Raw genomic sequence first — 25,488 nt, 5'->3', positions numbered from 1 at the left:
AGGCCAGATTGGTCTATTCAAAATGCGTGTGGTAGAAGGGGAAACTGCATACAGCCCATTCCAGAATCGAATGCCCATGGACAGTCTTAGAGCGATGCATTGTTTTGTCCGCGCCATTGAGCTCGGAAGCCTGTCATCTGCCGCGCGTGAGTTAGGCAGCACTCAGCCCACCGTCAGCAAACTGGTCGCGGCCCTGGAAAAGCAATTGGGAGCCCGTTTGTTGATTCGTGGCACCACCGGGTTGACGCCTACCGAACAGGGAAAGCGTTTCTACGAGCGTGCCAAAGGCGTGCTGGAAGAGTACGGCGAGGCCGTTGCGGATGTGCGTGGTCTGACCGAACGCCCCGAAGGTTTTCTGCGCGTCAACGCTCCGGTCAGCCTCGGTGTGTTGCGGTTGAATGTGTTGCTGTTGTCGTTCATGGAGCAGTACCCGGCTATTGAAGTGGAGCTGATCCTCAATGATCGTTTCGTCGATCTCACTGAGGAAAACGTCGACCTGGCCCTGCGCCTGGGGGGCAGCCTGCCGCCGAACGCCGTTGCCCGACGCATAGCGACTTCACCGCGCTATCTGGTGGCCGCACCGGAATACCTGCGCAACCATTCCCCATTGAACAGCCCGGCGGACTTGAGCGAGCACAACTTCCTGCGTTTTGCGTGGTTGACCGCGGGCGACCGTCTGGAGCTCAACGGCCCCCATGGTGAGCAAATCAGTGTCACGACTCAGGGGCGCTATCGAACCAACAGCTCATTGGCCATTCGCGACGGTCTTCTGCAGGGTGCGGGGCTGTGTATCACGCCGGCCTGGCTGGTCAGCGACCTGCTTGAAAACGGGCAGTTGGTCCGGGTGCTGCCCGACTGGAGCGGCCCACCGAACGACGCTTTTCTGATCTATCCCGAACGCCGCTACCGCCCGCTGCGCACGCGTTTATTGATGCAGTATCTGGCCGAACGGGTAGGGCAGTTGCCTGGTTTCTTGCCTTGACGGAGCACCCTTGATTTGACGGGTATTTGGTTGTGCTATACAACTAAATGCACATTCTGTTCGAGGTGCTTGCCGTGACCCGTACCCAGTCAGACCTGATCAACCAAGTCCGTTCAGCATCGCGCCTCATGGTGCGCGAATTGGGGTTCATGCAAACCACGCTGGCGGCGACGGACTATTCGCCTTCGTTTGTTCACACGATCGTGGAGATTGGAGATCGGGGGGCGCTGACAGCAGGGGAACTTGTGGAGCTGCTCGGCCTGGAAAAATCCACTGTGAGCCGGATGGTGCGCAAGCTCATTGAGGCCGGCGAGATCGAAGAAATTCCACACGAGGAGGATGCGCGCTCCAAGAAACTGCGACTCACGGCACAGGGCAAGAAAACCCTGCGAGCCATTGATTCGTTCGCCAGGCAACAGGTGGACGCTGCCTTGGTTTATCTGACGAATGAGCAACAACAAGCGGTGAGTGAGGGCATCGCCAACTATGCCGGCGCACTGCAAGCTCATCGACTCGGTACAGCGCCGCAGCCACCCGCGCAGCTGGAGATCGCTCGGGGCTACCGGCCCGGAATCATCGGCCGCATGGTGCAAATGCATGCCGACTACTACGCACGGCATTCGAATTTCGGCCAGCCGTTCGAAAGCCTGGTTGCATCGGACATGGCGGAGTTGATGGGGCGTTTGCACAATCCACGCAACGAAGTTTGGGTGGCGTTGGATGGCCAGCGAATTGTCGGTTCCATCGCCATAGACGGTGAAGGCGAGGGCGGCGAAGCGATTCTGCGCTGTTTCATTCTGGATGACTCGGCGCGAGGCAAAGGCGCAGGCAAACGCTTGTTGGCTGAAGCCATGAAATTCTGTGACGAACAGGGCTTTTGCGCGACGCGGTTGTGGACGTTCAAAGGCCTGGATGTGGCTCGTAAACTGTATGAAGACTTTGGCTTCAAGTTGGAACAGGAGCAAGAGGGCCAGCAGTGGGGGGCGACGGTTATCGAACAGTGTTTTGTGCGACCTGGCCCGGTTGCTGGGCCGCTAAATGGAGTTGGCGATACGCATCCACCAATTGATCTTGCGTGAACGCGCGATTTCGCCCGCTGGGATTGGGCAGGACCCAGACCGAGGCATCACCAAAAGTTTTTGACTGAAGCCCCCACGCGATGTCCCGTTGACCGGACAACGCGCTGTACGCAGCTTTGCCGAGAAACGCCACAAAGCGTGGCGCATAGTGTGCGATCTTTTGTTCAAAATCCGCAGCGGCAGCGGTGAATTCATTCACGGACAGCTGATCCGCTCGCGCCGTAGGCCGTTCAACCACTGCGGTTAATCCACATTGATACTGCAAAATCGTCCGGTCGTTTTCCGGGGGCACCTCTGTAGGCGTAAAACCGGCGAGATGGAGTGTGCGCCAGAAGCGATTGCCTCGACCCGCAAAATGATGGCTCAGGGCGGCGGCAGTCACGCCCGGATTAATGCCACAAAAAATCACCGCAAGCCGTTCGGTGAGAATGTCTTCGAGTCCTTCACTCACCCTACACCTCACACACCGCAAATCACGTTGACCGCATTGCGGGCAAGCTCCGTCAATTCCGCGCGGGATTTGCCCGCCCGCGCCCGTATCGAAATGCTATGCAACAGGGATGAGGCGAGTACGGCGAGGGCGGCTGGGTCGACATCGTCTTTCAACTCACCGGCGCTGACTGCCGCGCGCAGACGTGTTTCGAGATCGGCATCGAGCCGGCTGAGCCGGTCCGCAAGAACCTCTCGTATTGCAGAATCCTCGACGGCTTCGGTCGTCGCCGTGCCGATCGCAAAGCAGCCACGCGGTTGCCCCTCGCCCGAGAAGTAGATCGACAACTGTCCCTCATAGAAGCCCATTAGCGCCTGCTCCAAAGTCAGGTCTTTGTCCATAAGCGCCTCCTGCATGGCAGCGGAGGCAGACTCCCAATACTGCTCAAGCGCCTTGATGTAGAGCGCGTGCTTGTCACCGAATGCCGCATAGAGGCTTGGGCGATTCATGCCGGCGGCGGTGGCGATGCTGTCCAGGGAAGCGCCGGAATATCCAGTGCTCCAGAAAACCCCAAGTGCCTGTTGCAGCGCTGTCTGCGGGTCATATGCGCGGGGGCGGCCTCGGCCTTTGCCCTCTGTAATCTTTTTTTGTGCCATGTCGTACAAAATCCTTGTGTGGGGATGGACTGCTCTATATTCTTACACCATCGCACAAAATTAAGGAACCAGAAGTTCCTGAACGTCAGGTTTGTTGTAGCTGAGCTCGAACTGGGTGTTGCGGCGACGAAACCGGTGCGGTGGAGCGATCCTCCCTGACCGTGCACGGGTTTGCTTTCTCACAGCAATTTTTGCCATCAGGGCCGCAGGCGATTCTCGCAGGTGCTGGCCCGATTTCCCGGTTAAAGGTGTATTCGATCATGACTAAACAGTTCGACATCCCGGCTACGCAGACCTTCGAGCACGCAAGGCCTGACGCGCCCATCAAAAAACCGTTCAAGCAGAAATTTCGGCCCTTGTTGATTGTCGGTTTGCCGGTGCTCTTCGCAGCGCTGGGCTATGCCCGCTATCAAGCAGGCGAGGCGTTCATTTCGACCGATAACGCCTACGCTCGAGTGGCGAAGGCGTCGATCAACGCGCGTATTTCCGGACAAGTCGTCGAAATCGCCGTCGAGGACAACCAACCGGTTCACAAAGGCCAGATGCTGTTTCGGATCGACCCGAAACCGTTCCAGATCGCGGTTGACCGTGCGCAAGCACAGCTGAGCGTGGCGCGGCTGCGCATCGATGGGCTCAAGGCCGGTTACCGCCAGCAGCAGGCTGAACTGCAATCGGCCAAAGAGTCGGCCGATTTCGATCAGCGCGAGTTTGCCCGCAAGAAAGCGCTGGTCGCTACCGAGTTCGTCTCGCGGGCGATTTACGAGCGCGCCGACACCGACCTCAAAGTTGCCCGGCAACGCATCGCGTCGATCGAACAACAGATCGCCAGCACGGTTGTCGCGTTGAACGGTAATCCAGACATCGAAGCCGATAACCACCCGACGGTTCGTGAAGCGAGGGCGCAGCTGGACGAGGCGCAACTCTACCTCTCGTACACGACGGTATATGCGCCGGACGATGGCATCGTGGCCAAGGTCGACGATCTGCAGGTTGGCAACTACGTCAGCAACGGTGCGCCGGCCTTTGCGCTGCTGTCCGATCGGCAGATTTGGGTCGAGGCCAACTTCCGCGAGACGCAGGTGACCCACATGCGTCCAGGCCAGGAAGCAACCATCAGCATCGATACCTATCCCGATCACGTTTTCAAAGCCCACGTGACCAGCATGAGCCCCGGTGCCGGATCGGACTTCGCCTTGCTGCCGCCTGAAAATGCCACCGGCAACTGGGTCAAGGTTGTCCAGCGGGTACCGGTGCGCCTTGAACTCGACGAGGCCGACCCTGCGTTTCCGCTTTTTTCGGGCACCAGCGCCACGGTCAAGGTCGATACCGGGTATCACACGCCATGGTGGCATCCGCTCAAGGCGCTGTTAACCGCAGGTAACTTCTGATGAACGCCAATTCTATCGGGCCTCAAGGTGCGGGAACATTGAGGTTCGCCGCGCTGCTCGCGACCTATATGCAGTCGGCGAACCTGCCGTTGCCCAATGCAGTACTCAGGTTTATCCAAGGCGGCCTGTCGATGACTGACGACCAGGCAGGCTGGGTATTCACCTCATACCTCGCGGCGAGCGCCATCACCATGCCGGTTGCGCAGTGGCTGGCCGGGCGTTATGGCTTGAAGCGGGTTTATCAGGCCGCGCTGGCCTTCTTCGTTCTTGGCTTGCTGCTCGCCACAGTTGCGACGACTCCGCTGGAGTTCGTCGGTGCGCGAATTATCCAAGGCCTGGCGAGTGGCGTGCTGGCGCCGCTGTCGATGGCGATTTCAATGGAGACGTTGCCACTGGAGAAGCGTGCGAAATTTGGCGCGACATGGACGGCAATCGTGCTCTTGGGCATCGTCAGCGGCCCGAGCATCGGTGGTTGGGTCAGCGAGCATTTCGGCTGGCGGCCGATCTTCTACATCAGCCTTCCGTTGTCGGCATTCATCTTCCTGGTGATGGCGCTTTTGCTTGCCGAGAAGAAGGCCGAGCAACGTCCGTCGTTCGATTTCTTCGGCTTCGGCAGCTTCACGCTGGCGTTGATCAGCCTGCAAATGTTGCTCGACCGCGGCGAACGCCTGGACTGGTTTGCCTCGACCGAAATCTGGCTGGAAGCGGTGGGCTGCGCGTTGGGGCTGTACCTGTTCGCCGTGCATCTGTTGAGCAAGAAGGTGCATTTCCTCAACAAGCGTCTGTTCAAGGACCGCAACTTCGTACTGTCGACGATTATCTTTTTCGCCGTGGGTTTCGTGCTGTTGTCGACCATGGCACTGACGTCGCCGATGCTGGACGAGATCCTCGGCTATCCGCCTGATACGACAGGTTCGCTGACGATACCGCGCGGTGTGGGGCTGGTAGGGGCGTTCCTGCTGATGGGTCGTGTTCCCGAGCGTTTCGACCGTCGGTGGTTCGTGGCGATTGGCGTGGCCGTGGTGATTTACGCCAACTGGCTGATGCTCGGTTATTCGCCTTTGATGGACTGGTCTCCGGTGGCGATCGCCGGGGCAATCCAGGGGATTGGCATCGGCATCTTGATGCCGTCGCTCACCAAGATCGCGTTCAGCACGCTCGATCCCAAGTTACGCCCGGAAGGCACCGGCTTTTTCAATCTGTCGCGTGTTTACGGGAGCACCCTCGGCGTTGCGATCGTGCAGATTTTTTTCTTCAACAATACGCAAGCGATGCACCTGGCACTGGTCAGCCATCTGACGCCTTATCGCGCCGCTGCGCATACCGCGGGGATGTCCCTGCAAGCACTGGCGGGGCTCAACGAAATGATCACCGGCCAGGCGGCTTTTATCGCGGTGATCGACCAATTCAAGCTGTTGATGGTGGCGATGCTGGTGGTCAGTCCACTGGTTGTCTTTCTTCGCAAGCCCGTTCCGACCAACTAGTTTTCGTGGAGTTTGCCCAATGAAATCCAATGCGCGCTTCATCAACAGACAGACGTTAAAAACCACGTTCGGTGCGGTGTCGGTTCTTGCGTTCCTGACGGCTTGCACCGTCGGCCCCGACTATCAAATGCAGCCGCCGAGCCTGTCGCAGCACTACGACCGACAGGCCGAGCAGCGTCTCGGCCAGGGCGGCAACCAGCCTGGCGGGCAACACATCAACCTTGGCCAAAAGGTCAGCGGTGACTGGTGGACGGCCTTCCATTCGCAGAAGCTCGACCAGGTTGTGCGTCGCGCCATCGAGGGCAATCTTGAGCTCGTGGCGGCGGATGCAACGATCCGGCAAGCGGCGTCGTCCGTCGCGGCGGCGGAGGGTGCGCTTTATCCGCAGGTCGACTTTGGCGCCCAGGCGGGTCGTCAGCGGGTACACAACGCGAAAGAACCTTCGATCTCCAATTTCTACGCGATCGGGCCGCGGGTCGGTTTCGACCTTGATGCGTTCGGCGGTAACAAGCGGCGGGTCGAGCAGCAGCAAGCGTTTGCCGATCTTCAGAAGCATCGATACGAAGCGGCGTACCTGACCCTGACGGGGAATGTCGCCAGCCAGGCATTGTTGGTGGCGTCTGCCAATGCGCAGATGGCAGCCGTTGAAAAGCTGCTCGCCAATGACGCCAAGAACCTCGACCTGGTGCGCAGGGCACACGCCAGCGGCGTCACCACGCAGATCGACGTTTCGCTGGCCGAGACCCGGCTCGCCCAGGACCGCACACTGTTGCCGCCCCTCGCCCAGCAGCGTGATGCCGCGCGCCATGCGCTGTCGATTCTCACCGGCAAAGGCCCTGGCGACTGGATCGCGCCGGACTTCGATTTTGCCGAGTTCGTATTGCCGGCCAACGTGCCAGTGAGTGTGCCCTCGGAAATGGCCCACGGCCGACCGGACGTCCTGCAAGTAGAGGCGGAACTGCACATGGCCAGCGCGGCAGTCGGTGTCGCGACTGCGAACCTCTATCCCCATGTAACGCTGTCCGCCTCGCTGGTACAGGCCGCTTCCGGCAATGGTGGTGCCGCGCTCTGGGGTTTGGCTGCAGGGTTGGCGGGGCCGATCTTTGACGGCGGAACGCTCAAGGCTGAACGTCAGGCTGCCGTCGACGGTTACAAGGCGACGCTCGCCGGTTATCAGCAGACGGTCATTCAGTCGTTCGGTCAGGTCGCGGACTCGTTGCAGGCGATCAACCATGACGCCGAGCAAAACCTGGCGCAGGAAGACGCGTTACGCGCTGCAGAAACCAGTTTTCGGTTGAACCAGCAAGCCTATGCGCAAGGCGAGAACAGCATTCTCCAGGTACTGGAAGCGGAACGAGCCTACGAGCAAGCGTTGCTGGGGAAAATCCGGGTGAAGACCGCGCAGTATCTCGACACGGTGCAGCTGTATGTAGCCCTCGGCGGTAATTCCGTCGGCGCGTTTGAGCAACGGATTGCCAGTCGCGAAGCACATAACCCTTCGTATCAATAACGGCTACGGCCCCGAACATTGGAGTCAAGAGATGTCTTACGAAGCTTTTCACGATGCACTTCGCGATACCCGGTTTGCGCTGAACCACGGCTCAGGTGAAATGCCGGCCGTTGGGTTTGGCACGCTGTTCAGTGATCTCAGCGTCACCACACAAGCGGTCAAGGACGCCTTGGAAGCGGGCTTTCGCCATTTCGATTGTGCAGAGCGCTATCGCAATGAGGAGAGTGTCGGCGCTGCGATAAAAGAGATGCTGGAGGCGGGCAAGATCCGCCGGGAGGACGTGTTCATTACCACTAAACTGTGGAACACCAACCATCGTCCCGAGCGAGTCAAACCTGCCTTCGAGGCCAGCTGCCGCCGCCTCCAAGTGGACTCTATCGACTGCTACCTGATCCATACGCCGTTTGCCTTTCAACCCGGTGAGAATCAGGACCCGAGAGACGAACAGGGTCGCGTCATCTACGACTCCGGCGTGACACTGATCGAGACCTGGAGAGCACTCGAACGCCTGGTGGATGAAGGCCGCTGCAAGTCCATCGGCTTGTCTGATATCACGTTGGAAGCGTTAAAAGAGATTGTGGCAGTGGCCCGGATCAAACCTGCCGTGGTGCAGGTTGAATCCCACCCTTATCTGCCGGAATGGGAACTGCTTGAGTTCTGCAAACAGCATGGAATCGTCCTCCTGGCGTTCGCGCCACTGGGCCATGGCATGGAGCCGAAAGTGTTGGAAGATTCGGTGATTACAGGGATCGCCAAGCGCTTGCAGAAGACTCCGGCTCAAGTGGCATTGGCCTGGTCTGTACAACGGGGCGTTGCTTTTTTGACCACGTCCGCTACACCAAGTCATATCAAGGAAAACCTGGATATTTCCACCCTGCCGCATAGGGCGATGCTTGAGATCAAGGAAGATATTACGACCAGGGTACGATTCAACTCGGTCGTGGAAACCGGTGTGCCTGGATTTATTCCACGGAAAAAGTGACACGTGACGAGGAGGGCGGCCTGCTGTAAGGCCGCCCCTGTTATCCACGGCCTTGAGGTGAAAACGATGGACGTTTTCCAAACCATGCGGTTTTTCATGGCTGTTGCCCAGAGCGGCAGTTTTACCGCGGCAGCCGAGCTATTGGACACCACGACAACCAACGTCTCCAAAGCCGTTTCCAGCCTCGAGACCAGGCTTCAAACCCGTCTGATTAACCGCACCACCCGACGCCTGGCGCTGACCGAAGCCGGTGCGCGCTATTTGCAACGATGCGAGAGGATTCTTGACGAGGTACGTGAAGCCGATGAGGAAGCCGGGAGCGCTCACACCCGGCCCGTGGGCAGGCTGAAAATTCATGCCATGTCAGCCATCGGTAATCACTATGTGATCGATACCATTGCCAAATACAGAGAGACTCATCCCTCGGTCATGTTTGATTTGACGCTGACCAATCGGCTACCTGACTTGCTTGAGGAAGGGTATGACATGTCGATTGTTTTAGCGCGGGATCTGCCCGATTCAGGGTTTGTCGCTCAGCGGCTTGGCATCACTTACAGCATTCTCTGCGCTTCGCCTGCTTATCTGAAGAAACGCGGAATCCCGGACTCTCCGGGTTCTCTTGGTACACATGATTGTTTGAGGATTGTTAATACGGTAATGCCGGTTGAACACTGGGCATTTGAGGGGCCTGAAGGCGTGGAGTCAATCAACGTCCCATTGTCTCCTTTTCATATCAATACGGCTGATGGAATGACTGTCGCGATAACAAACGGGATGGGCATCGGTATTCAGCCGATTGCTTCTGCGGTCAATGGCCTCAGGGCCGGCACGTTAGTGCGCGTGTTGCCGGAGTATCGGCTTGAAGAGTTGAATCTATTTGCAATATACCCATCACGAAAATTCGTGGATGCGAAGACAAAGACTTGGGTGGAGTTTCTTAAACATCACATCCCGGGCATGTTGGCATCCGATGAAAAAATCGTAGGCTCAGGCAAAACATCAGTTTTTGAGTGAGTTGCACCGCAGGCAAGGAGTGTCGACCCTCCATCGTCCGCACGGTACTCAACCGTTTGAACATCCAGTGCCCATCACTTGATATTGCATGATATGCCGTTGATTGTGAGAGTCTTCATAGGTCATTTGCACCGGAACCGGTTTGCACTCGTCCGGAATCTCTGAGAGGTAAATGACTTTCTTAATGTCGAGCTTCGTTTCGTACGTGTAGATTTCAACAGGTGTTTTGCTGGTCGCGTTAGTTGAATGGCCATCGTCTGCAAAGGCGTGTGCGCCTATACCGGCAAGTGCCAGAAGAACCGCAATTTTTAAAGTTTTCATTATCTTCACCGTATCGTCCAAGGTTTACTCTGGGGCCGAGATGATCGTAAAACTCATCTCGGTTTTTCGAGTGGCTACCTCGTGAGCTAATGGATACTGACGCTATTGGCTCACTGGGTAGAGACGATGTTAGGTGTTTGAACTTCTTTCAAATAGCAGCCGACTGGACAAACACTGTTGCCGGAATTCGCATGAATGGCCCAAAGATCGCAGGCTCCTACAGGGCATGGGTACGGGTGTACTCAACCTCTGCAGGAACCTGCGACCTTTCTATTTTTGGCTACCCGACAAGGGCGGGGTGCGCGGTGGGATCAAGCGTTTCGTCCCCGTCGACTCGAACGCCGAAGCCAGGCGAAGCAGCGTCGAGTCGTCATAGGCGCGACCGGCAAATGTCAGCCCGACGGGCATGCCGATGTCCGGCATGACGCCCATCGGCACCGTAACCGTGGGAACGCCCAGGTGGCGGATGGCGAGATTGCCGTTGGCAACCCATACCCCGTTACTCCACGCGATGTCCGCAGACTTCGGATCGACATCGGCATTCGCCGGCCCAACGTCGGCTACCGTCGGAAAGATCACCGCGTCGAGCCCCAGCCGATCCATCCATTCCTCCAGATCGATTCGACGGGTCTGTTCCAGCCCGCGCAATCCATCCGGCAGCGTGTCGATCTGATCCCACGGCGTAATACCGCGTTCGGCCATCCGTACATACTCGTCCATGCCCGCGGCAAGATCGCCCTCGCGGTTGGGCAGCGTCCCCGGGTCGTGGGGGAAAATCAGCGGCCCGTTCACGTCGACCAGGCGATTGAGTTTTGGATCGCCGTTGGCTCGCAGAAAATCATCGAACGCCCAGGCCGTCAGATCCCACAACTCATGGTGCAGGAACTCTTTGGACACCAGGCCCCGGTTAAACACCGTTGGCGCCCCAGGACGATCACCCTCGCAATTGGAAACCAGCGGGAAATCGACCTCGAGCACTTCAGCACCGGCCGCTTCGAGTGCCTTGCGCGCCTGCTCCCAGAGCCCGATCACGGAAGGGCGGGTGTTGATGCGCTGGCCCGTCGGCCCACCGATGCCAGGCGCATCGCTGGTGCCCGCGTCGGGATCGGCGTTGATGTACATACGAGGCACGCCGAAGCGCTTTCCTTTCAGCGCATCGCTTTTCGCGGCCAGCGATCCGTAGGAAGCGGGGCGCACCGAAGCGACACTCGGAATTGGCACCCAAGGTTGCATCCGCCATAGATCACCGCGTGTGTCGGGATCATCGGCCACCACCACATCGAGCACCTCGAGCAGGTCCGCCATCGTCCGGGCGAACGGCACGACCACGTCCATCGTCGGCGTCAACGGCCAGTTGCCGCGCACCGAGATCACCCCACGCGAAGGCGTATAGGCGCACAGGCCATTGTTCGAGGCAGGGCCACGTCCGCTCGACCAGGTTTCTTCCGCCAAGCCAAATGCCGAGAAACTGGCGGCGGTTGCGGTACCGGCGCCGTTCGAAGAGCCCGAAGCGAAAGGGGCGGTGAGGTAGTCGGCGTTGTACGGACTCTCGGCACGGCCATACACCCCGCGCTGCATCCCGCCGTTGGCCATTGGCGGCATATTGGTCTTGCCCAGGCAGATCGCCCCGGCGGCGCGAAGCCGTTCGATGGTGAACGCATCGCGATAAGCGATCAGGTTGGCGAAGGCGGGACTTCCAGAGGCGGCGGTCAGCCCCTTCACCAGATAACTGTCCTTGGCCGTGTAGGGGATACCGTCGAGCGGGCCTAGCGTTTCGCCCTTGGCCCGACGGGCATCGGACGCCTGCGCGTCTTTGAGCGCATCGGGGTTGCGCACCACCACCGCGTTGAGGGCGGTGGGCGTGTCAGCGCCATCGTAGGCGTCGATCCGGGCGAGATAGGCCTGCACAAGCTCAACCGCCGTGGTCCGGCCGGATTCGAGCGCGGCACGCAGCTCGGCAATGGAAACCTCGGTGACCTCGATCATGCTGTTACCGCCTGCTGCAGACGGGTAGCGTGGTGAAGGTTGCTGTTACGCCGGGTTTTCGGCTCAGGGACATCACTTATTTCACAATGGGTTTTCATTTCGGTTCTCATTGCACTGCATTTGCGCGACAGTATCGGAGAACTCATTGCCCTCTGTCATTCGCCTGTGCCCTGAACCTGATGAGGCGCGTGTTTTTTTCTAATTGCCATCCGCCACCTTGCGTTCGATCTCGGCTATTTTTCGGCTGCGCTCTTCAGCTTCCTGCTTCTGGGTTCGAGTCGCAGTGGCATCTTCAACGTTGCTGTCCTCAAGCTCTGTGTCGACCACATCGATGGGTTCATCAGACGGATCGGTGGGTGGGGTGTTCGAGGTTGTTTCTGATTCGACGTCGTTGACACGGTCATCATTGTTCATTTCGCTTACCTCCGTTGGCCTACACATTGGATTCAGCGATACGGTCTGAGTTCGAGATTTTTCCGGTATGCCAGCCCAATGGATACCAGAAGCTTGATGGCGCTGATATCAAAATCACATAAGTGTGATGTGTACCCAAAAAGGCAGATTGCTGAGCTCTAAAGACGGCCGTGATAAGCCGCTTCGAAAATTTCGGCCGCGCCATTTCGTGTCAATGGCAGCGGATTACCACCGGCGCAGGGGTCGACAATCGCCATATCCGCGATCAGGTCGGCCTGCTGATCATCCACCCCCAGCTCCACCAGCGTATGCGGCACGCCGATGTCCTTGCGCAGTTTGAGGACGAAGGCCATAAAACTGTCGAAGCCCGGGGAGGGCAGGCGCAGATACGCCGCCAGACGGGTGATGCGCTCCTCAATGGCCGGGCGATTGAACTTCAGCACATAGGGCATGAACGTGGCATTGGTCATGCCGTGATGGGTGTCGTACAGGGCGCCCACCGGATGCGAGAGCGCGTGCATACCTCCCAGACCTTTCTGGAACGCGGTGGCGCCCATCGCCGCCGCCGCGAGCATTTGTGCGCGCGCGTCGAGGTCGGAAGGCGTGTGCACTGCCCGCACCAGGGCATTGGCCACCAGGCGCATGCCTTCCACCGCAATGCCTTCGGCCATGGGATGAAAGCCGGGAGCGCAGTACGATTCCAGGCAATGGGAAAACGCGTCCATGCCGGTGCCGGCGGTGACCTTGGCCGGCATGCCGACGGTAAGGGCGGGGTCGCTGATGACCACCCGCGGCATCATCTTCGGATGGAAAATGATGCGTTTGGTGTGCGTGCGCTCGTCAATGATCACCGCCGCACGACCGACCTCGGAACCGGTGCCCGCCGTGGTCGGCACCGCGATGATCGGGGCGATGCGGCTTTCGTCGGCGCGTGTCCAGTAGTCGCCGATGTCTTCGAAATCCCACACCGGTCGGGTCTGGCCGCTCATGAACGCGATGAGCTTGCCCATGTCCAGGCCGCTGCCACCGCCGAACGCCACCACGCCGTCATGGTTGCCGGCACGCCAGGCGTCGAGCCCACCGGCCAGGTTGGCTTCAACGGGGTTGGGCTTGAGGTCGCAGAACAACGCGACACCGAGGCCGGCGGCGCGCAAGGATTCCAGCGCCGCCGTGGTGATCGGGGCACGTGCCAGGCCGCTGTCGGTGACCAGCAACGGTCGCTGGATACCTTGGCTGCGGCATACTTCCGCCAGTTCGGCGATACGGCCGACACCGAAGCGGATGCTCGTGGGGTAGTTCCAGTTCGCGGTCAGGCTCATGGCTCAAATCTCGTGGCGCAAGTGGAAGGATTTGGCTCGGGTCAGGTGCTCATAGCCCAGGCGCGACAGCGTTACGCCGCGCCCGCTGTTCTTCACCCCGGTCCAGGCCAGGGCCGGGTCCAGGTAATCGCAGCGGTTCATGAACACGGTGCCGGTGGCAATCTCGTTGCCGATGCGTTCGGCGGCGGCCAGGTCTTGCGTCCAGATCGAGGCGCTGAGCCCGAACTCGCTGTCGTTCATCAAGGCGATGGCTTCGTCGTCGCTGGCCACCGGCATGATGCCCACCACCGGGCCGAAGCTTTCCTCGCGCATCACCGCCATTTGATGGGTGACGTCCACCAACACCTGCGGCGCGAGGTAGGCGCTGCCCGGCGGGCCGGCAGCGAAGTCCTTTGGATCGATCAGCGCCCTGGCCCCTTGTGCCAGGGCATCGGCGATCTGCTTGCGAACGAACTCAGCGGCGCCCGGTGTGACCATTGGCCCGAGGGTGGTGGCTTCGTCCAGCGGGTTGCCCAGCACGTATTGGCGGGTCAGGGCAGCGAAGCGCTCGACAAAGGCCGGGTAGATTTTTTCATCGACATAAATACGTTCGACGGCGCAGCAGCTCTGCCCGGAGTTGAAGAAGCTGCCGTCCACCAGGTTTTCTACCGCATGCTCAAGGTTGGCGTCTGCCCGGACGTAGGCCGGGTCTTTGCCGCCAAGCTCCAGCCCCACGCTGAGGAAACCTCCGACGGCCGCGTGCTCCATGGCCTCGCCGCCGCTGACAGAACCGGTGAAGTTCACCTGCTGCACCCGTCCAGAGGTAATGATCGCCGCCGCATAGACATGACTGAGCAGCAGGTTATGGAACAGCCCTTCGGGCAGCTGGGCGCGGCGAAAGGCTTCGGCGAAACGCTCCCCGACCAGCAGCGTTTGCGTGGCGTGTTTGAGGATCACGCTGTTGCCCGCCATCAGCGCCGGGATGATCGTATTCACCGCCGTCAAATACGGATAATTCCACGGCGCGACGACCAGCACCGTACCCAGCGGCTCGCGTTTGATATAGCGCCGAAAACCCGCGACAGGCGTGGGCTCTATCGCTGCCAACGCTTCAGGCGCAATGGCGATCATATGTCGGGCACGTTCTTCGAAACCGCGCAGTTCGCCAGCGCCGAAGCGTATCGGGCGGCCCATCTGCCAGGCCAATTCCGGCACGATCTCATCCTTCATCGCCAGCATCGCGTCCACGGCAGCGCTGCAAAACGCGGCACGCTCGCTCAGAGGTCGGCGTTTCCATTGCGCCTGGGCGGTTTCGGCCGCCGTCAGGGCTTGCTCGATCTGTACCGCATCGGCATGGCGGCGTTCGGCATAGACCCGGCCATCGACCGGGGAGATAAGTTGAACGGTCTCAGTCATGGCGTGCTCAATAGCGCTCGAAGCCGCGCTGCAGTTCCCAGTCGGTTATCCGTCGGTCGTACTCTTTCTGTTCCCAGTCGGCGGTGTGCACGTAGTGGTCGATCACTTCATCACCGAACGCCTCGCGCAACATGCTCGACGCCTTGAGGGCGGCGCAGGCCTCGCGCAGGGTTTTCGACACTTCAGGCAAATGCTCATCGACATAGGCATCGCCCTCGAACGGCGCCGCGAGTTCGAGCTTTTCGTCGATCCCGGCCAGGCCTGCGGCGATCAACGCGGCGAAGGCTAGATAGGGGTTGAGGTCGGCCCCGCCGATGCGGCATTCGATGCGGATGGATTTGCTGCCCTCGGCGCACAAACGAAAGCCGGCGGTGCGATTGTCCCTGCTCCAGACCGCCCGCGTTGGCGCGAAGGTGCCGGCCTGAAAGCGCTTGTACGAATTGATGTAGGGCGCCAGAAAACAGGTGATGTCGTTAGCGTATTTGAGCTGCCCGGCCACCCACGAGCGCATCAGTTTCGACATGCCGAACTCGGCCTTGGGGTCGAAGAACAGCGGCTTTTTCGCATGCTTGTCCCACAACGAATTATGGATGTGGCTGCTGGAACCGGCGGCGTCATAGCGCCACTTGGCCATGAAGGTGATCGCCTTGCCTTGTAGTTGCGCGATCTCTTTGCAGGCGTGCTTGATGATGACGTGGTGGTCGGCCATGGTCATGGCATCGGCATAACGGATGTTGATTTCTTCCTGCCCCGGCCCCCATTCGCCCTTGGAGTTTTCCACGGGAATGCCGGATGCCTGCAGGTGCTTGCGAATCGCCCGCAACACCGGTTCCTCGCGGGTGGTCTGCAGGATGTTGTAGTCCTCGATGTAATGGCCGGCGGTCTTCGGCTGGTGGTAATTGCGCTCGTGGATCGCCTCATAGCTCTCATCGAACAGATAGAACTCCAGCTCAGAGGCGAACATGCCGGTATAGCCGCGCTCGCGCAGGCGCTCGACCTGTTTTTTCAGGATCGCTCGCGGGCTGTGGGGCAGGTCTTTTCTATGGTGATGATCGAGCACATCGCAGAGCACCAGCGCCGTGCATTCCAGCCACGGCACGCGCCGCAACGTAGACATGTCGGGTTTGAGCACAAAGTCGCCATAGCCTTTGCTCCAACTGGCAGCGGCGTAACCCGGCACCGGCTCCATGTCGATGTCGTCGGCCAGCAGGTAATTGCAGCAGTGGGTTTCTTCGTGGCCGCTGTCGATGAAAAACTCGACCTGGAAGCGCTTGCCGACCAGTCGCCCCTGCATATCGACCATGCACACCAGCACGGTATCGATCTCGCCGGCGGCAGCGGCGCGTTTAAGTGCTTCGAAACTGAGAAGGGGCTCGGTCATCGCGTCAGTCCTGCGTGAATGATCTGGACCTGTCTGAAATAGCTGTTGCAGACGCTCTCCAGAAAAAAACCAAACCTGCAGACGCGAGCATCGTGAGCAATAAGCTGCTGAAAGCTTAGCCTACAGTTGCTGTGCGCACGTTTCGGTGAGTGGGGCTTGATGATTCAATGCTGTTCACTTAGGCAATTTTGGTCGCGACGCGTTCTTTGTAGCAGCTGCCGAAGGCTGCGTTCGGCTGCGAAGCAGTCGTCAAACCAGACATTTCGGTACGTCAGGCAGGCCGCGTCAGCCGGATTCACGACTGCTGCGCAGCCGAACGCAGGCTTCGCCAGCTGCTACAGATCGCGGCATTGGCCTGTTTGGCGGTGGTTTGCTCCACCGCTTGGGACGTTCGTTTCCCCAATCTGGTGTGGCGAGGAGCAAATCCCCTCGCCACTGGTTGCGTTAGTTACTCCTTTGGTTCGACGTGATCCAGTGCCTGGTTCACCGCCAGTTCACCGAGCATGACCACTTGCGCAATGCCCAGCAGGGTCTTGCGATGTGAGGTCTCCAGCAACGCTGCGAAATTGTTGAGCATGAGGGTGGCGGAGCCGAGTGTTTCGCTGGCGTTGGCCAGCAGGGATTCGGTGTTGTACTTCGGGTTGGCGAAGTACATAGGCTCGGGTTCGTTGGCCGTGGCCATGATTTGGGCGGCGGGGTTGAGGTAGTGGTCGAGGGCGCGCTCGGCGGCTTCGTGGAGTTTTTTTGAATCGAGGGATTCGTAGGAGGATGTCGGGTCTGTGATCGGCGGATTGGGTGTAGGTTTGAACATGGATGAAACTCCTGGGAAAACTATTTGAGGAGCCATCACCCTTTGCTACCAAACGAAGGGTGGCGGCCATGCACAGGTTGGTAGACCGGTCCAGGAACCCGGCGCRCCCGAAGGAGCCCTACGCATGGCCACCATAAAAACAGAGATGAAAAAACAACCTCTGCAAAAGGCGGCGCTATGCGCCTGGAAATACCGGGCTACCAAACCCGATCACTGTTTTTCAGTGACCGGGAAACGATAAAACCCGAGCCCAAAGCGCACAAGCCGGCGGATTCTGGCGCAGGCGTAGGCAGCGACGCAAGGCGTTGTAGCCTTGATGAAGTAACACCGGGTGTCTTTAAACACGCAGCTTAAACACCGTGGGTGTATGTGGTGATTCGCCCCGTCAGGAACAGACTGACGGGGCGTTTTTATTGCGTGGGGTGCAAATCTATCGCTGCTCGATACTGAACGCTTATGTGTGATGAATCTCCCGATCCTTGGTTTCCGGCAGGAAGAAAGTACCAAGGATGGCCGTCATCACCGCGATCACGATCGGGTACCACAGCCCGTAGTAGATATCACCCGTGGCCGCGACCATGGCGAACGCCACCGTGGGCAGGAAGCCGCCGAACCAGCCATTGCCGATGTGGTAGGGCAGCGACATCGAGGTGTAGCGGATGCGCGCCGGGAAGAGCTCCACCAGCCAGGCAGCGATCGGGCCGTAGACCATGGTCACGTAGATCACCAGGATGGTCAGGAGCAGCAACACCATCGGGTAGTTGGTCTTGGCCGGGTCGGCCTTCTCGGGGTAGCCGGCGTCCTTGAGGGCGGTGCCGAGGGTGGCGACGAAGGCATCATTGTGGGTCTTGAAGTCAGCGGCCGGCATGCCGGTGCCTTCGAAACTCGGGATGACCTTGTCACCGATGCGCACCTGCGCGACGGCGCCAGGCGCGGCTTTCTCGTTTTTGTAGGGGATGGCCTTCTTCGCCAGCACAGTCTTGGCGAGGTCACAGGAACTGGTGAATTTGGCCTTGCCCACCGGGTCGAACTGGAACGAGCACTGGCCGGGATCGGCGACCACCGTGACCGGATTCTTCGCCTGCGCGGCAAACACGTCGGGGTTACCGAACTCGGTCAACGCATGGAAGATCGGGAAGTAGGTCACGGCGGCGAGGATGCACCCGGCCATGATGATGCCCTTGCGGCCGATGCGGTCGGACAGGCTGCCGAACAGGATGAAGAACGGCGTGCCGATCAGCAGCGAGCCGGCAATCAAAAAGTTGGCGGTTTGCGGGTCAATCTTCAGCGTCTGCAGCAGGAAGAACAGCGCATAGAACTGCCCGGTGTACCAGACGACGGCCTGGCCAGCCGTGCCGCCGAGCAAGGCCATGATCACTATCTTGAGGTTGTCCCAGCGGGCGAAGGATTCGGTCAGCGGTGCCTTGGAAGACTTGCCTTCTTCTTTCATCTTCTTGAACACCGGCGACTCGGCGAGTTGCAAGCGAATGTAGACCGAGACGATCAGCAGCAGGATCGACACCAGGAAGGGAATCCGCCAGCCCCAGGCCTCGAAGGCTTCGGTGCCGAGGAGGGTGCGGCAGGCGAGGATCACCAGCAACGACAGAAACAGGCCGAGGGTCGCGGTGGTCTGGATCCACGAAGTGAAGTAGCCGCGCTTGCCTTTGGGCGCATGCTCGGCCACGTAAGTCGCCGCGCCGCCGTACTCACCACCCAGGGCCAGGCCTTGCATCAGGCGCAGGCTGATCAGGATGACCGGTGCCGCCACGCCGATGGTCTCGTAGCCGGGCAGAAAACCCACGACAGCGGTGGAGACACCCATGATCACAATGGTGATGAGGAATGTGTGCTTGCGCCCGATCATGTCGCCCAGTCGGCCGAACACGATGGCGCCGAAGGGCCGCACGGCGAAACCCGCGGCGAACGCGAGCAGCGCAAAGATGAAGGAGGTTGTTTCATTGACGCCCGCGAAGAAGTGCTTGGCGATGATCGCCGCGAGGGAGCCGTAAAGATAGAAGTCGTACCACTCGAAAACCGTGCCCAGGGACGAGGCGAAAATGACCTTGCGTTCCTCCTTGGTGATCCCTCGGTTGGGCATGCTGCCCGTGGCTGTAGTGTCAATCGTGGCCATGAGTCTTCTCCGTCTTGCTCTTGTTGAAGGCCGGAGTACCTCACCAACTTTATTACCGCACCCAGGCCCTAGGGCTGATGTCGTCGGATTACCAATTGCGCGAAGCAGAGGAACAGGCAGACGGCCTCGCATTGCTGCATGGTTTCTTAAAGCATAATCACCTTCGCGCAGATATCCACTCGCCAACGTGCCCGGCGATGGCCACTCCCACCGGGCACGTTCGCGGATTTAGCCCTTGGCCGCCATCGCAGTGACTTCCACACGCATGCCTTCGACCGCCAACGCGGCCACGCCAACGGCGGCGCGAACCGGCCAGGGCTTGGCGAAGAAGCGCTGGTAGACCTCGTTGAACGCGGCGCGGTCGGCCATGTCGGTGAGGTAGATGGTCAGATGCAGCACCCGGTCCATGGAACTGCCGGCGTTCTCCAGCGCTACCTTGAGCGCCTGCAGAGTGCACTCGCTTTGCAGGGTGATGTCGCCCAGCTCCAGGCTGCCGTCGGCGCGGGTAGGAATTTGAGTGGAGACCAGCAGGCCGCCGAAACCGGCGACGTCGGAGGAGATGGATTCCGCGTCGGGATCGGGGAGGAACGTGATGTCGTGGTTTGCCATGGGGATCTCTTGTTTGTGGGGGTGAAGGGGCGCCGGGGTATTCAATGATGCAGCGCCTTTTTTTGCGCGGCCAGTTTACAGCCTCGTCGTCGGACCGTTCGTGAATCAGCTCGAAAACTCGGAAGGCAAGCAGGCGGGTGCTCCCCGCGGCATGGCAGCCGCCCAACGTAGTCAGCTGAGCGAGGTTATTTTCAATGTCGCAATAACGTCTTTTGGCTTGCGTTTATAACAACGAACCATGTGGTCACAATAATCGCCGACGGTGTAAATGGTCAGGTTGCCAGAGCTTATGATCTTGTACGTCTCTCTGTCGCATACATCAAGAATGTCGCCTTCAATTGCATCATATTCATTTCTAGTGAATAGACCGGAAGAACGGGTGGCTTTCAAGTCTTCCCCAAATACGTCTTCTTCATTAAGAAGGTCCACGGAAATGTTGAAGAGGCTCGCAATTCTCTGTAAGGCAAATGTACGAACGATTTCATCTGGATCGCTCATGATGCACGCTCATCTTATTGCTTCAATAAACACGGTCGCCTGATAAATAGCGCATGGCTGCAAGTCATGCTCCACGAGTGTTTAAAATTATAAATAGTGAAAGTGCTAATACAAAAATAGCTGTGACTGTGGCATAGCAAAGACCAAAGCCGATTTTGATGAGGCGTATTTCATCTGCCAGGGCTTTATAGCCGATAAAACCTCCAAGCAATGCTGAGGTGGCGATTCCGATGACTAGAATGTAGTAGGTCTTATAGGTGGGTGCAAATGCCGGGATGACAACTGCATACGATCCGCTTATCAGGGTGGTGAATATGACAATAATTTTTATTGCCGAAATAATGCTGTTTTTTGTCATGCTCATTTTTTGTTTTTCTCCTGACAAAGCACCTCGGAATGTTCTAGGCCTGCTGCCGACCACTAAACACTTTCAGCCACATCAATCTGCAACGAAAGCATGCACTTCGCTGCGCTGTCCGACGCTGGATCTATCGCGGCATCCACCATGGCCCTGACCGCCATTTGCGCCAGCGCCTCGACAGGGTGTGACAGCACGGCTTGAACGATGCCGTCACGCAGGGCTGCCCGGGTGATGGGGGTCAGGTCGTGGCACACCACGACGGGTAGCGCGATGTGCTGGGCTTTCAGTTCGCGCAAKGCGTTGATGACCCCCTCGATACCGCCACCTGCCACATACAGGCCGACAAGGTCGGGTTGGCTGGTGAGCAGGTCGAGCGTGCCGGCATAGGCGAATTCCTCGTCCTCCAGAGTCAGGCGCGTAGCCAGCAATTCCCAGTCCTGGGGTTGTTCCGACAGGAAGGAGCGAAAACTCATTTCACACAGTTCCTGGCACTGAAAGCGCTGGGTGCCGACCATCACGGCCGCTGGCCCCGGTTGCGCTGCCAGGTGCTTGATGAACCAGCCGGCGGTGCGGCCCATGGCACGGTTGTCGACGCCGACATAACCGGCGCCGGCCGAGGCGCTCAGCTCGGATACCAGTGCGACCACAGGAATACCGGCCGCTCGCAATTGCGCCATGGCCTCGCGCACAGCCGGATGGTCGGCGGCCACCACGCCCAGGGCATCGACTTCGCCCTGCAACTTGAGAATGCGTTCTGCGGTGGCGGCCGGGGCCAGGTCGTCGATGTAGTGGATCAGCACCCGAACCTGGGCCCGCACGCTGGCCGTCGCCGCCTCAGCCAAGGCCTTGGCCAGCCCTTGATAAAACGCCACGCCACGCTTTTGCAGCAGAAACCCCAAGCGCACGGTCGGGCGCTGCTGCAGCACTCGTTGTTCGATCACATTACGCCCGTAGAAGCCCAGTCGGGCGGCGGCCTCGGCAATGCGTTGCGCGGTATCGGCGCGCACGTTGGCCCGCAGATTCATCACCCGGTCCACGGTGGACAGGCTCACCCCGGCGGCCAAGGCCACGTCTTCCATGGTTGCACGACGACCGAGCGGGTTGCCGGCTTCTGACAAAGAATGTTCTGACATGAAATGAAAGCCTATCTGAAACTTTTGACGGGTTTTGACAGGTATCGCTCAGGGACTATAGCAGCCGTGCATCTGCCCACCTTAGGATTTCTTCCAGCGAAACATCGCTACCCATAACAATAATTTCCGGAGCCTGACATGACCCTCCACATCTCCACCGCGCCTTGTTGCTGGGGCGTCGACGACGTCAACAATCCTCATCTGCCGGCGTGGCAACAGGTTCTTGGCGAAGCGGCGCAAGCGGGGTATCGCGGCATCGAATTGGGGCCATACGGTTACCTGCCACTGGACGCCGATGCGGTGGGCTCGGTGCTGGTCAAACACGGCCTGCACGTGGTGRCCGGCACGGTGTTCGACAATCTGGTCGATCCCGCCAACCTGCCCAGCCTGCTGCATCAAACCCGTAATATCTGCGCATTGCTCAAGCAGTTGCCGGCAATTCCCCTGGAGCCGGGGCAACGTTTCGCCATGCCGTGTCTGGTGGTCATCGATTGGGGGCATGAGGAGCGTGACTACGCCGCTGGCCACTCTGACCGCGCGCCGCGCCTGGCGCCCGATGCCTGGCGGGGCATGATGGCCCATATCCGCGCCATCGCCGAGTTGGCGTGGACGGAATTCGGTGTGCGCACGGTGATTCATCCGCACGCCGGGGGCTACATCGAGTTCGCCGATGAGCTGGCCCGACTGGTCGAAGACATCCCCTACGAAGTGGCTGGCCTGTGTCTGGACACCGGCCATCTGTACTACGCCGGTATGGACCCGGTGCAGACCCTGCGCCAGTACGCGGACCGCGTGGATTACCTGCATTTCAAAGACATCGATCAGGCCGTGTTCGATCAAGTGCTGGGCGAACACATCACCTTCTTCGCCGCGTGCGCAAGAGGCGTGATGTGCCCGATCGGCCAGGGTGTCATCGACTACGGCGCCTTGCGCGAGCTGATCACCGAGATCGGTTACCAGGGTTACATCACGGTCGAGCAAGAACGTGATCCACGTAACGCCCACGGCAGTCTGCGCGACGTGGCTGCCAGCCGTGACTACCTGTCCCGGGCGGGTTTCTGATTTCTCTCATGCGAAGGACTTTTCGATGATCAATGGCAGCAAGCGAATTCCTCAACCAATCCGCTGGGCGATGGTGGGCGGCGGGTGTGACAGTCAGATCGGCTACATCCATCGTTCGGCGGCCCTGCGTGACCAGTCGTTTGCACTGGTGGCCGGTGCCTTCGACCTGGACCCGCAACGCGGTCGCGACTTCGGTGTGCAACTGGGGGTCGACCCCGAGCGTTGCTACGGCGACTATCGCAGCCTGATTGAGGGCGAAGCCGGGCGGGCGGATGGTATCCAGGCCATTTCCGTGGCGACGCCCAATGGCACTCACTTTGAAATCACCAAGGCCGCTCTGGAAGCGGGGCTGCATGTGGTCTGTGAAAAGCCGCTGTGCTTCACCCTCGAGGAGGCGCAAACCCTGCGTGAAATCGCGTTGTCGCGAAACCGGGTGGTGGGGGTGACCTACGGCTATGCCGGGCACCAGTTGATCGAGCAGGCGCGGGAAATGATCGCCCAGGGTGAGTTGGGTGAGGTGCGCATGGTGCACATGCAGTTTGCCCATGGCTTCCACTGTGAGGCGGTCGAGGCGCAGAGCGAGGCGACCAAATGGCGGGTCGATCCGCGCCTCGCTGGCCCCAGTTATGTGCTGGGAGACGTTGGCACTCATCCGCTGTACCTGTCGGAAGTCATGCTGCCCGAGCTCAAGATCAAACGGCTGTTGTGCACACGCCAGAGCTTTGTCAAAAGCCGCGCACCACTCGAGGACAACGCCTACACACTGATGGAATACGAAGGCGGGGCCATGGGCAGTGTGTGGTCGAGCGCGGTGAACGCCGGATCCATGCATGGCCAGAAAATTCGGGTGATCGGCTCCAGGGCCAGCCTTGAATGGTGGGATGAGCGGCCGAACCAGCTGTCATTCGAAGTCCAGGGTAAACCTGCCCAGGTGCTGGAGCGCGGGATGGGTTATCTGCATCCCCATGCGTTGCTTGATGACCGGATCGGTGCCGGGCACCCGGAAGGGCTGTTCGATGCCTGGGCCAACCTCTATTACCGTTTCGCCTTGGCCATGGACGCCGCCAACCGTGGTGATCATGAACAACTGGCAACGCTGCGTTATCCAGACATCAATGCCGGTGTCGAAGGCGTGCGCTGGGTCGAGCGCTGCGTCCATTCTGCGGACCTGGGTGGGGTGTGGGTCGATTACTGAGTCACGGGTGCCCCTGGCGGATCGGCGTGCGGCTGAGCAGTCGTGAGATAGACTGATCAGCGGACATCGGACGGTGGGGGTCACAAGTGGCGCAATTCACATGGATTCGCTGATCACCGCAGCAGCGCGTGCGCTCGCGGCGGGTGATCCGCTCGGCGCGCTGAACCGCATCGCCTTGCGCAACGACGCGCCTGCACTCGCGCTTCGAGGCATCGCGATGGCGCAACTGGGTGACCTTGTGCGGGCGAAGGCGCTGGTGCGAAGTGCCGCGCGGGCGTTCGGTGCGAAGGAGGCCTTGGCCCGCGCGCGGTGTGTTGTTGCCGAGGCCGAGATCGCGCTCGCCTCCCGTGACCTGAACTGGCCGGTGAAGGCGCTCGACACCGCACGGACGACGCTTCAGGCACACGGCGATTGGGTCAACGCCGCCCATGCGCGCTATCTCGAGATTCGCCGCTTGCTGCTGATCGGGCATCTCGACGAGGCCGAGGGCCGTCTCGCCGAACTCGACCCGACGCCATTACTGCCCGCGTCGAGGGCTGCTTACGAACTGGTTCTGGCGGGCATCGCCATGCGTCGTCTGCAAACGAAAGCGGCGCGCGCGGCACTTGAGCGGGCCGGGCATGCTGCGCAGCACGCGGGCATTGCGGCACTCACCGCCGAGGTCGAAAGCGCCAGGCATATCCTCGATACACCAGCGGCGCGGCTGATTATCGGTGGGCAGGAACAGCCGCTGCTGCTCGATGAGATTGAAGCGTTATTGGCATCCCCCACGCTGGTGGTGGACGCTTGCCGGTATGTGGTGCGCGACGCAGACGCGTCGGTTTCGCTCGCCCGGCGTCCGGTGTTGTTCGCGCTCGCCCGGGCGCTGGGCGAAGCGTGGCCGGCCGACGTGCCGAGGGAAACGTTGATTGCGCGAGCCTTTCGGATGAAGCACGCGGATGAGTCCCATCGCGCACGGTTGCGCGTCGAACTCGGGCGGCTGCGCGGGGCGCTGCACTTGATTGCCGACGTGATCGCGACCCCACGAGGGTTTGCACTGGTGCCACGGGTTGCGCCTGACGTCGTGGTGCTGGCGCGGCCTGTCGAAGAACAGCATGCGACGCTGCTCGCTTTTCTCGCCGACGGTGAGTCGTGGTCGAGTTCGGCCCTGGCGTTGGTGCTCGGCGCCAGTCAGCGCACCGTGCAACGAGCCCTCGACACACTGGCGGCGACCGGCAAGGTGCAGTCGTTCGGTCACGGTCGGGCTCGTCGCTGGATGCTCCCGCCGGTACCTGGATTCGCGACGGGATTGTTACTCACGGCGTTGCTGCCCAGTGATTAGCATCCTCTTCACTACCCCAGTGAACG

The 25,488-nt window shown here is 59.9% G+C and carries 24 protein-coding genes; 10 read left to right on the top strand and 14 right to left on the bottom strand.

What is annotated here, in order from left to right; translation table 11 throughout:
- The first annotated feature begins 76 nt into the window (after window positions 1-76).
- Window positions 77-982, top strand: a complete 906-nt coding sequence (locus AC1DIS_RS15930; RefSeq protein ID WP_064618530.1) for a LysR family transcriptional regulator — start codon at window positions 77-79, stop codon at window positions 980-982.
- A 47-nt stretch (window positions 983-1,029) separates the two neighbouring features.
- A complete protein-coding gene (locus tag AC1DIS_RS15925) occupies window positions 1,030-2,061 on the top strand; it encodes a bifunctional helix-turn-helix transcriptional regulator/GNAT family N-acetyltransferase (RefSeq protein WP_086944893.1) in 1,032 nt (343 codons plus the stop codon).
- On the opposite strand, the gene mug is transcribed toward AC1DIS_RS15925, so the two are convergent.
- Together mug and AC1DIS_RS15915 are read right to left on the bottom strand one after the other, a co-directional pair.
- Window positions 1,973-2,512 carry a G/U mismatch-specific DNA glycosylase gene (gene mug, locus AC1DIS_RS15920; RefSeq protein WP_477744469.1) on the bottom strand — a complete coding sequence of 180 codons (540 nt, stop codon included), beginning with the start codon at window positions 2,510-2,512 and terminating at the stop codon, window positions 1,973-1,975. The two genes, AC1DIS_RS15925 and mug, sit on opposite strands and share 89 nt — an antisense overlap.
- A gap of 8 nt (window positions 2,513-2,520) precedes the next feature.
- The gene (locus tag AC1DIS_RS15915; RefSeq protein ID WP_018930072.1) at window positions 2,521-3,147 is read right to left on the bottom strand and encodes a TetR/AcrR family transcriptional regulator; all 627 of its coding nucleotides are present in this window, start codon (window positions 3,145-3,147) and stop codon (window positions 2,521-2,523) included.
- A gap of 260 nt (window positions 3,148-3,407) precedes the next feature.
- Here AC1DIS_RS15915 and AC1DIS_RS15910 point away from each other — a divergent pair, with 260 nt between their 5' ends.
- The 5 genes from AC1DIS_RS15910 to AC1DIS_RS15890 all read left to right on the top strand — a co-directional run bounded on the left by AC1DIS_RS15910 (window position 3,408) and on the right by AC1DIS_RS15890 (window position 9,525).
- Window positions 3,408-4,535, top strand: coding sequence for an HlyD family secretion protein (locus AC1DIS_RS15910; RefSeq protein ID WP_018930073.1), 1,128 nt, complete (start codon window positions 3,408-3,410; stop codon window positions 4,533-4,535).
- The gene (locus tag AC1DIS_RS15905) at window positions 4,535-6,019 is read left to right on the top strand and encodes a DHA2 family efflux MFS transporter permease subunit (RefSeq protein ID WP_477744468.1); all 1,485 of its coding nucleotides are present in this window, start codon (window positions 4,535-4,537) and stop codon (window positions 6,017-6,019) included. The genes AC1DIS_RS15910 and AC1DIS_RS15905 overlap by 1 nt, the downstream gene beginning before the upstream one ends.
- A gap of 19 nt (window positions 6,020-6,038) precedes the next feature.
- Window positions 6,039-7,529, top strand: coding sequence for an efflux transporter outer membrane subunit (locus AC1DIS_RS15900; protein WP_477744467.1), 1,491 nt, complete (start codon window positions 6,039-6,041; stop codon window positions 7,527-7,529).
- A gap of 31 nt (window positions 7,530-7,560) precedes the next feature.
- Window positions 7,561-8,511 (top strand): aldo/keto reductase, encoded by a 951-nt coding sequence (locus tag AC1DIS_RS15895; protein ID WP_138867833.1) that lies wholly within the window; start codon window positions 7,561-7,563, stop codon window positions 8,509-8,511.
- Window positions 8,512-8,577: 66 nt separating this feature from the next.
- Entirely contained in the window at window positions 8,578-9,525 is a 948-nt protein-coding gene (locus AC1DIS_RS15890; RefSeq protein ID WP_019020948.1) for a LysR family transcriptional regulator, read from the top strand.
- Window positions 9,526-9,573: 48 nt separating this feature from the next.
- Here AC1DIS_RS15890 and AC1DIS_RS15885 read toward each other — a convergent pair whose 3' ends face one another.
- The 12 genes from AC1DIS_RS15885 to AC1DIS_RS15830 form a co-directional block, all read right to left on the bottom strand.
- Complete coding sequence (locus AC1DIS_RS15885; protein ID WP_258612294.1) at window positions 9,574-9,846, bottom strand: DUF2790 domain-containing protein; 273 nt, start codon at window positions 9,844-9,846, stop codon at window positions 9,574-9,576.
- 270 nt (window positions 9,847-10,116) lie between these two features.
- Entirely contained in the window at window positions 10,117-11,832 is a 1,716-nt protein-coding gene (locus AC1DIS_RS15880; protein WP_258612293.1) for an amidase, read from the bottom strand.
- Window positions 11,833-12,030: 198 nt separating this feature from the next.
- On the bottom strand, window positions 12,031-12,246 hold the full coding sequence (locus tag AC1DIS_RS15875; RefSeq protein ID WP_018930080.1) for a hypothetical protein: 216 nt from the start codon (window positions 12,244-12,246) through the stop codon (window positions 12,031-12,033).
- Between the two features lie 158 nt (window positions 12,247-12,404).
- Window positions 12,405-13,565, bottom strand: coding sequence for an iron-containing alcohol dehydrogenase (locus AC1DIS_RS15870; RefSeq protein WP_111455096.1), 1,161 nt, complete (start codon window positions 13,563-13,565; stop codon window positions 12,405-12,407).
- A gap of 3 nt (window positions 13,566-13,568) precedes the next feature.
- Window positions 13,569-14,960 carry an aldehyde dehydrogenase family protein gene (locus AC1DIS_RS15865; RefSeq protein ID WP_477744466.1) on the bottom strand — a complete coding sequence of 464 codons (1,392 nt, stop codon included), beginning with the start codon at window positions 14,958-14,960 and terminating at the stop codon, window positions 13,569-13,571.
- Between the two features lie 7 nt (window positions 14,961-14,967).
- Window positions 14,968-16,341, bottom strand: coding sequence for a glutamine synthetase family protein (locus AC1DIS_RS15860; RefSeq protein WP_018930083.1), 1,374 nt, complete (start codon window positions 16,339-16,341; stop codon window positions 14,968-14,970).
- Window positions 16,342-16,789: 448 nt separating this feature from the next.
- Window positions 16,790-17,152, bottom strand: coding sequence for a DUF6124 family protein (locus AC1DIS_RS15855; RefSeq protein ID WP_477744465.1), 363 nt, complete (start codon window positions 17,150-17,152; stop codon window positions 16,790-16,792).
- A gap of 454 nt (window positions 17,153-17,606) precedes the next feature.
- Window positions 17,607-19,283 (bottom strand): MFS transporter, encoded by a 1,677-nt coding sequence (locus AC1DIS_RS15850; RefSeq protein WP_064618514.1) that lies wholly within the window; start codon window positions 19,281-19,283, stop codon window positions 17,607-17,609.
- A 228-nt stretch (window positions 19,284-19,511) separates the two neighbouring features.
- Complete coding sequence (locus AC1DIS_RS15845; protein WP_019580252.1) at window positions 19,512-19,892, bottom strand: RidA family protein; 381 nt, start codon at window positions 19,890-19,892, stop codon at window positions 19,512-19,514.
- A 171-nt stretch (window positions 19,893-20,063) separates the two neighbouring features.
- Complete coding sequence (locus AC1DIS_RS15840; protein WP_477744464.1) at window positions 20,064-20,390, bottom strand: hypothetical protein; 327 nt, start codon at window positions 20,388-20,390, stop codon at window positions 20,064-20,066.
- Between the two features lie 64 nt (window positions 20,391-20,454).
- On the bottom strand, window positions 20,455-20,754 hold the full coding sequence (locus AC1DIS_RS15835; protein WP_064618510.1) for a hypothetical protein: 300 nt from the start codon (window positions 20,752-20,754) through the stop codon (window positions 20,455-20,457).
- A gap of 56 nt (window positions 20,755-20,810) precedes the next feature.
- Entirely contained in the window at window positions 20,811-21,884 is a 1,074-nt protein-coding gene (locus AC1DIS_RS15830; protein ID WP_477744463.1) for a LacI family DNA-binding transcriptional regulator, read from the bottom strand.
- Window positions 21,885-22,022: 138 nt separating this feature from the next.
- Here AC1DIS_RS15830 and AC1DIS_RS15825 point away from each other — a divergent pair, with 138 nt between their 5' ends.
- The 3 genes from AC1DIS_RS15825 (at window position 22,023) to AC1DIS_RS15815 (ending at window position 25,462) form a co-directional block, all read left to right on the top strand.
- Entirely contained in the window at window positions 22,023-22,946 is a 924-nt protein-coding gene (locus tag AC1DIS_RS15825) for a TIM barrel protein (protein ID WP_477780965.1), read from the top strand.
- Between the two features lie 25 nt (window positions 22,947-22,971).
- Complete coding sequence (locus AC1DIS_RS15820; RefSeq protein WP_138867827.1) at window positions 22,972-24,141, top strand: Gfo/Idh/MocA family protein; 1,170 nt, start codon at window positions 22,972-22,974, stop codon at window positions 24,139-24,141.
- Window positions 24,142-24,241: 100 nt separating this feature from the next.
- A complete protein-coding gene (locus tag AC1DIS_RS15815) occupies window positions 24,242-25,462 on the top strand; it encodes a helix-turn-helix domain-containing protein (protein ID WP_477744462.1) in 1,221 nt (406 codons plus the stop codon).
- The last annotated feature ends 26 nt before the right edge of the window (window positions 25,463-25,488 follow it).

This window comes from Pseudomonas sp. 05N433 (assembly GCF_056396925.1).
Note: the sequence above shows the minus strand (reverse complement) of the source record. Positions and strands in the feature narration are given on the sequence as shown.

What these genes read in the sequence shown, in the direction of transcription:
- AC1DIS_RS15930 (WP_064618530.1), top strand. Translation starts at nt 77, where the DNA reads ATGGACAGTCTTAGAGCGATGCATTGTTTTGTCCGCGCCATTGAGCTC.
- AC1DIS_RS15925 (WP_086944893.1), top strand. Translation starts at nt 1,030, where the DNA reads ATGCACATTCTGTTCGAGGTGCTTGCCGTGACCCGTACCCAGTCAGAC.
- AC1DIS_RS15915 (WP_018930072.1), bottom strand. Translation starts at nt 3,147, where the DNA reads ATGGCACAAAAAAAGATTACAGAGGGCAAAGGCCGAGGCCGCCCCCGC.
- AC1DIS_RS15910 (WP_018930073.1), top strand. Translation starts at nt 3,408, where the DNA reads ATGACTAAACAGTTCGACATCCCGGCTACGCAGACCTTCGAGCACGCA.
- AC1DIS_RS15905 (WP_477744468.1), top strand. Translation starts at nt 4,535, where the DNA reads ATGAACGCCAATTCTATCGGGCCTCAAGGTGCGGGAACATTGAGGTTC.
- AC1DIS_RS15900 (WP_477744467.1), top strand. Translation starts at nt 6,039, where the DNA reads ATGAAATCCAATGCGCGCTTCATCAACAGACAGACGTTAAAAACCACG.
- AC1DIS_RS15895 (WP_138867833.1), top strand. Translation starts at nt 7,561, where the DNA reads ATGTCTTACGAAGCTTTTCACGATGCACTTCGCGATACCCGGTTTGCG.
- AC1DIS_RS15890 (WP_019020948.1), top strand. Translation starts at nt 8,578, where the DNA reads ATGGACGTTTTCCAAACCATGCGGTTTTTCATGGCTGTTGCCCAGAGC.
- AC1DIS_RS15885 (WP_258612294.1), bottom strand. Translation starts at nt 9,846, where the DNA reads ATGAAAACTTTAAAAATTGCGGTTCTTCTGGCACTTGCCGGTATAGGC.
- AC1DIS_RS15880 (WP_258612293.1), bottom strand. Translation starts at nt 11,832, where the DNA reads ATGATCGAGGTCACCGAGGTTTCCATTGCCGAGCTGCGTGCCGCGCTC.
- AC1DIS_RS15875 (WP_018930080.1), bottom strand. Translation starts at nt 12,246, where the DNA reads ATGAACAATGATGACCGTGTCAACGACGTCGAATCAGAAACAACCTCG.
- AC1DIS_RS15870 (WP_111455096.1), bottom strand. Translation starts at nt 13,565, where the DNA reads ATGAGCCTGACCGCGAACTGGAACTACCCCACGAGCATCCGCTTCGGT.
- AC1DIS_RS15865 (WP_477744466.1), bottom strand. Translation starts at nt 14,960, where the DNA reads ATGACTGAGACCGTTCAACTTATCTCCCCGGTCGATGGCCGGGTCTAT.
- AC1DIS_RS15860 (WP_018930083.1), bottom strand. Translation starts at nt 16,341, where the DNA reads ATGACCGAGCCCCTTCTCAGTTTCGAAGCACTTAAACGCGCCGCTGCC.
- AC1DIS_RS15855 (WP_477744465.1), bottom strand. Translation starts at nt 17,152, where the DNA reads ATGTTCAAACCTACACCCAATCCGCCGATCACAGACCCGACATCCTCC.
- AC1DIS_RS15850 (WP_064618514.1), bottom strand. Translation starts at nt 19,283, where the DNA reads ATGGCCACGATTGACACTACAGCCACGGGCAGCATGCCCAACCGAGGG.
- AC1DIS_RS15845 (WP_019580252.1), bottom strand. Translation starts at nt 19,892, where the DNA reads ATGGCAAACCACGACATCACGTTCCTCCCCGATCCCGACGCGGAATCC.
- AC1DIS_RS15840 (WP_477744464.1), bottom strand. Translation starts at nt 20,390, where the DNA reads ATGAGCGATCCAGATGAAATCGTTCGTACATTTGCCTTACAGAGAATT.
- AC1DIS_RS15835 (WP_064618510.1), bottom strand. Translation starts at nt 20,754, where the DNA reads ATGAGCATGACAAAAAACAGCATTATTTCGGCAATAAAAATTATTGTC.
- AC1DIS_RS15820 (WP_138867827.1), top strand. Translation starts at nt 22,972, where the DNA reads ATGATCAATGGCAGCAAGCGAATTCCTCAACCAATCCGCTGGGCGATG.
- AC1DIS_RS15815 (WP_477744462.1), top strand. Translation starts at nt 24,242, where the DNA reads ATGGATTCGCTGATCACCGCAGCAGCGCGTGCGCTCGCGGCGGGTGAT.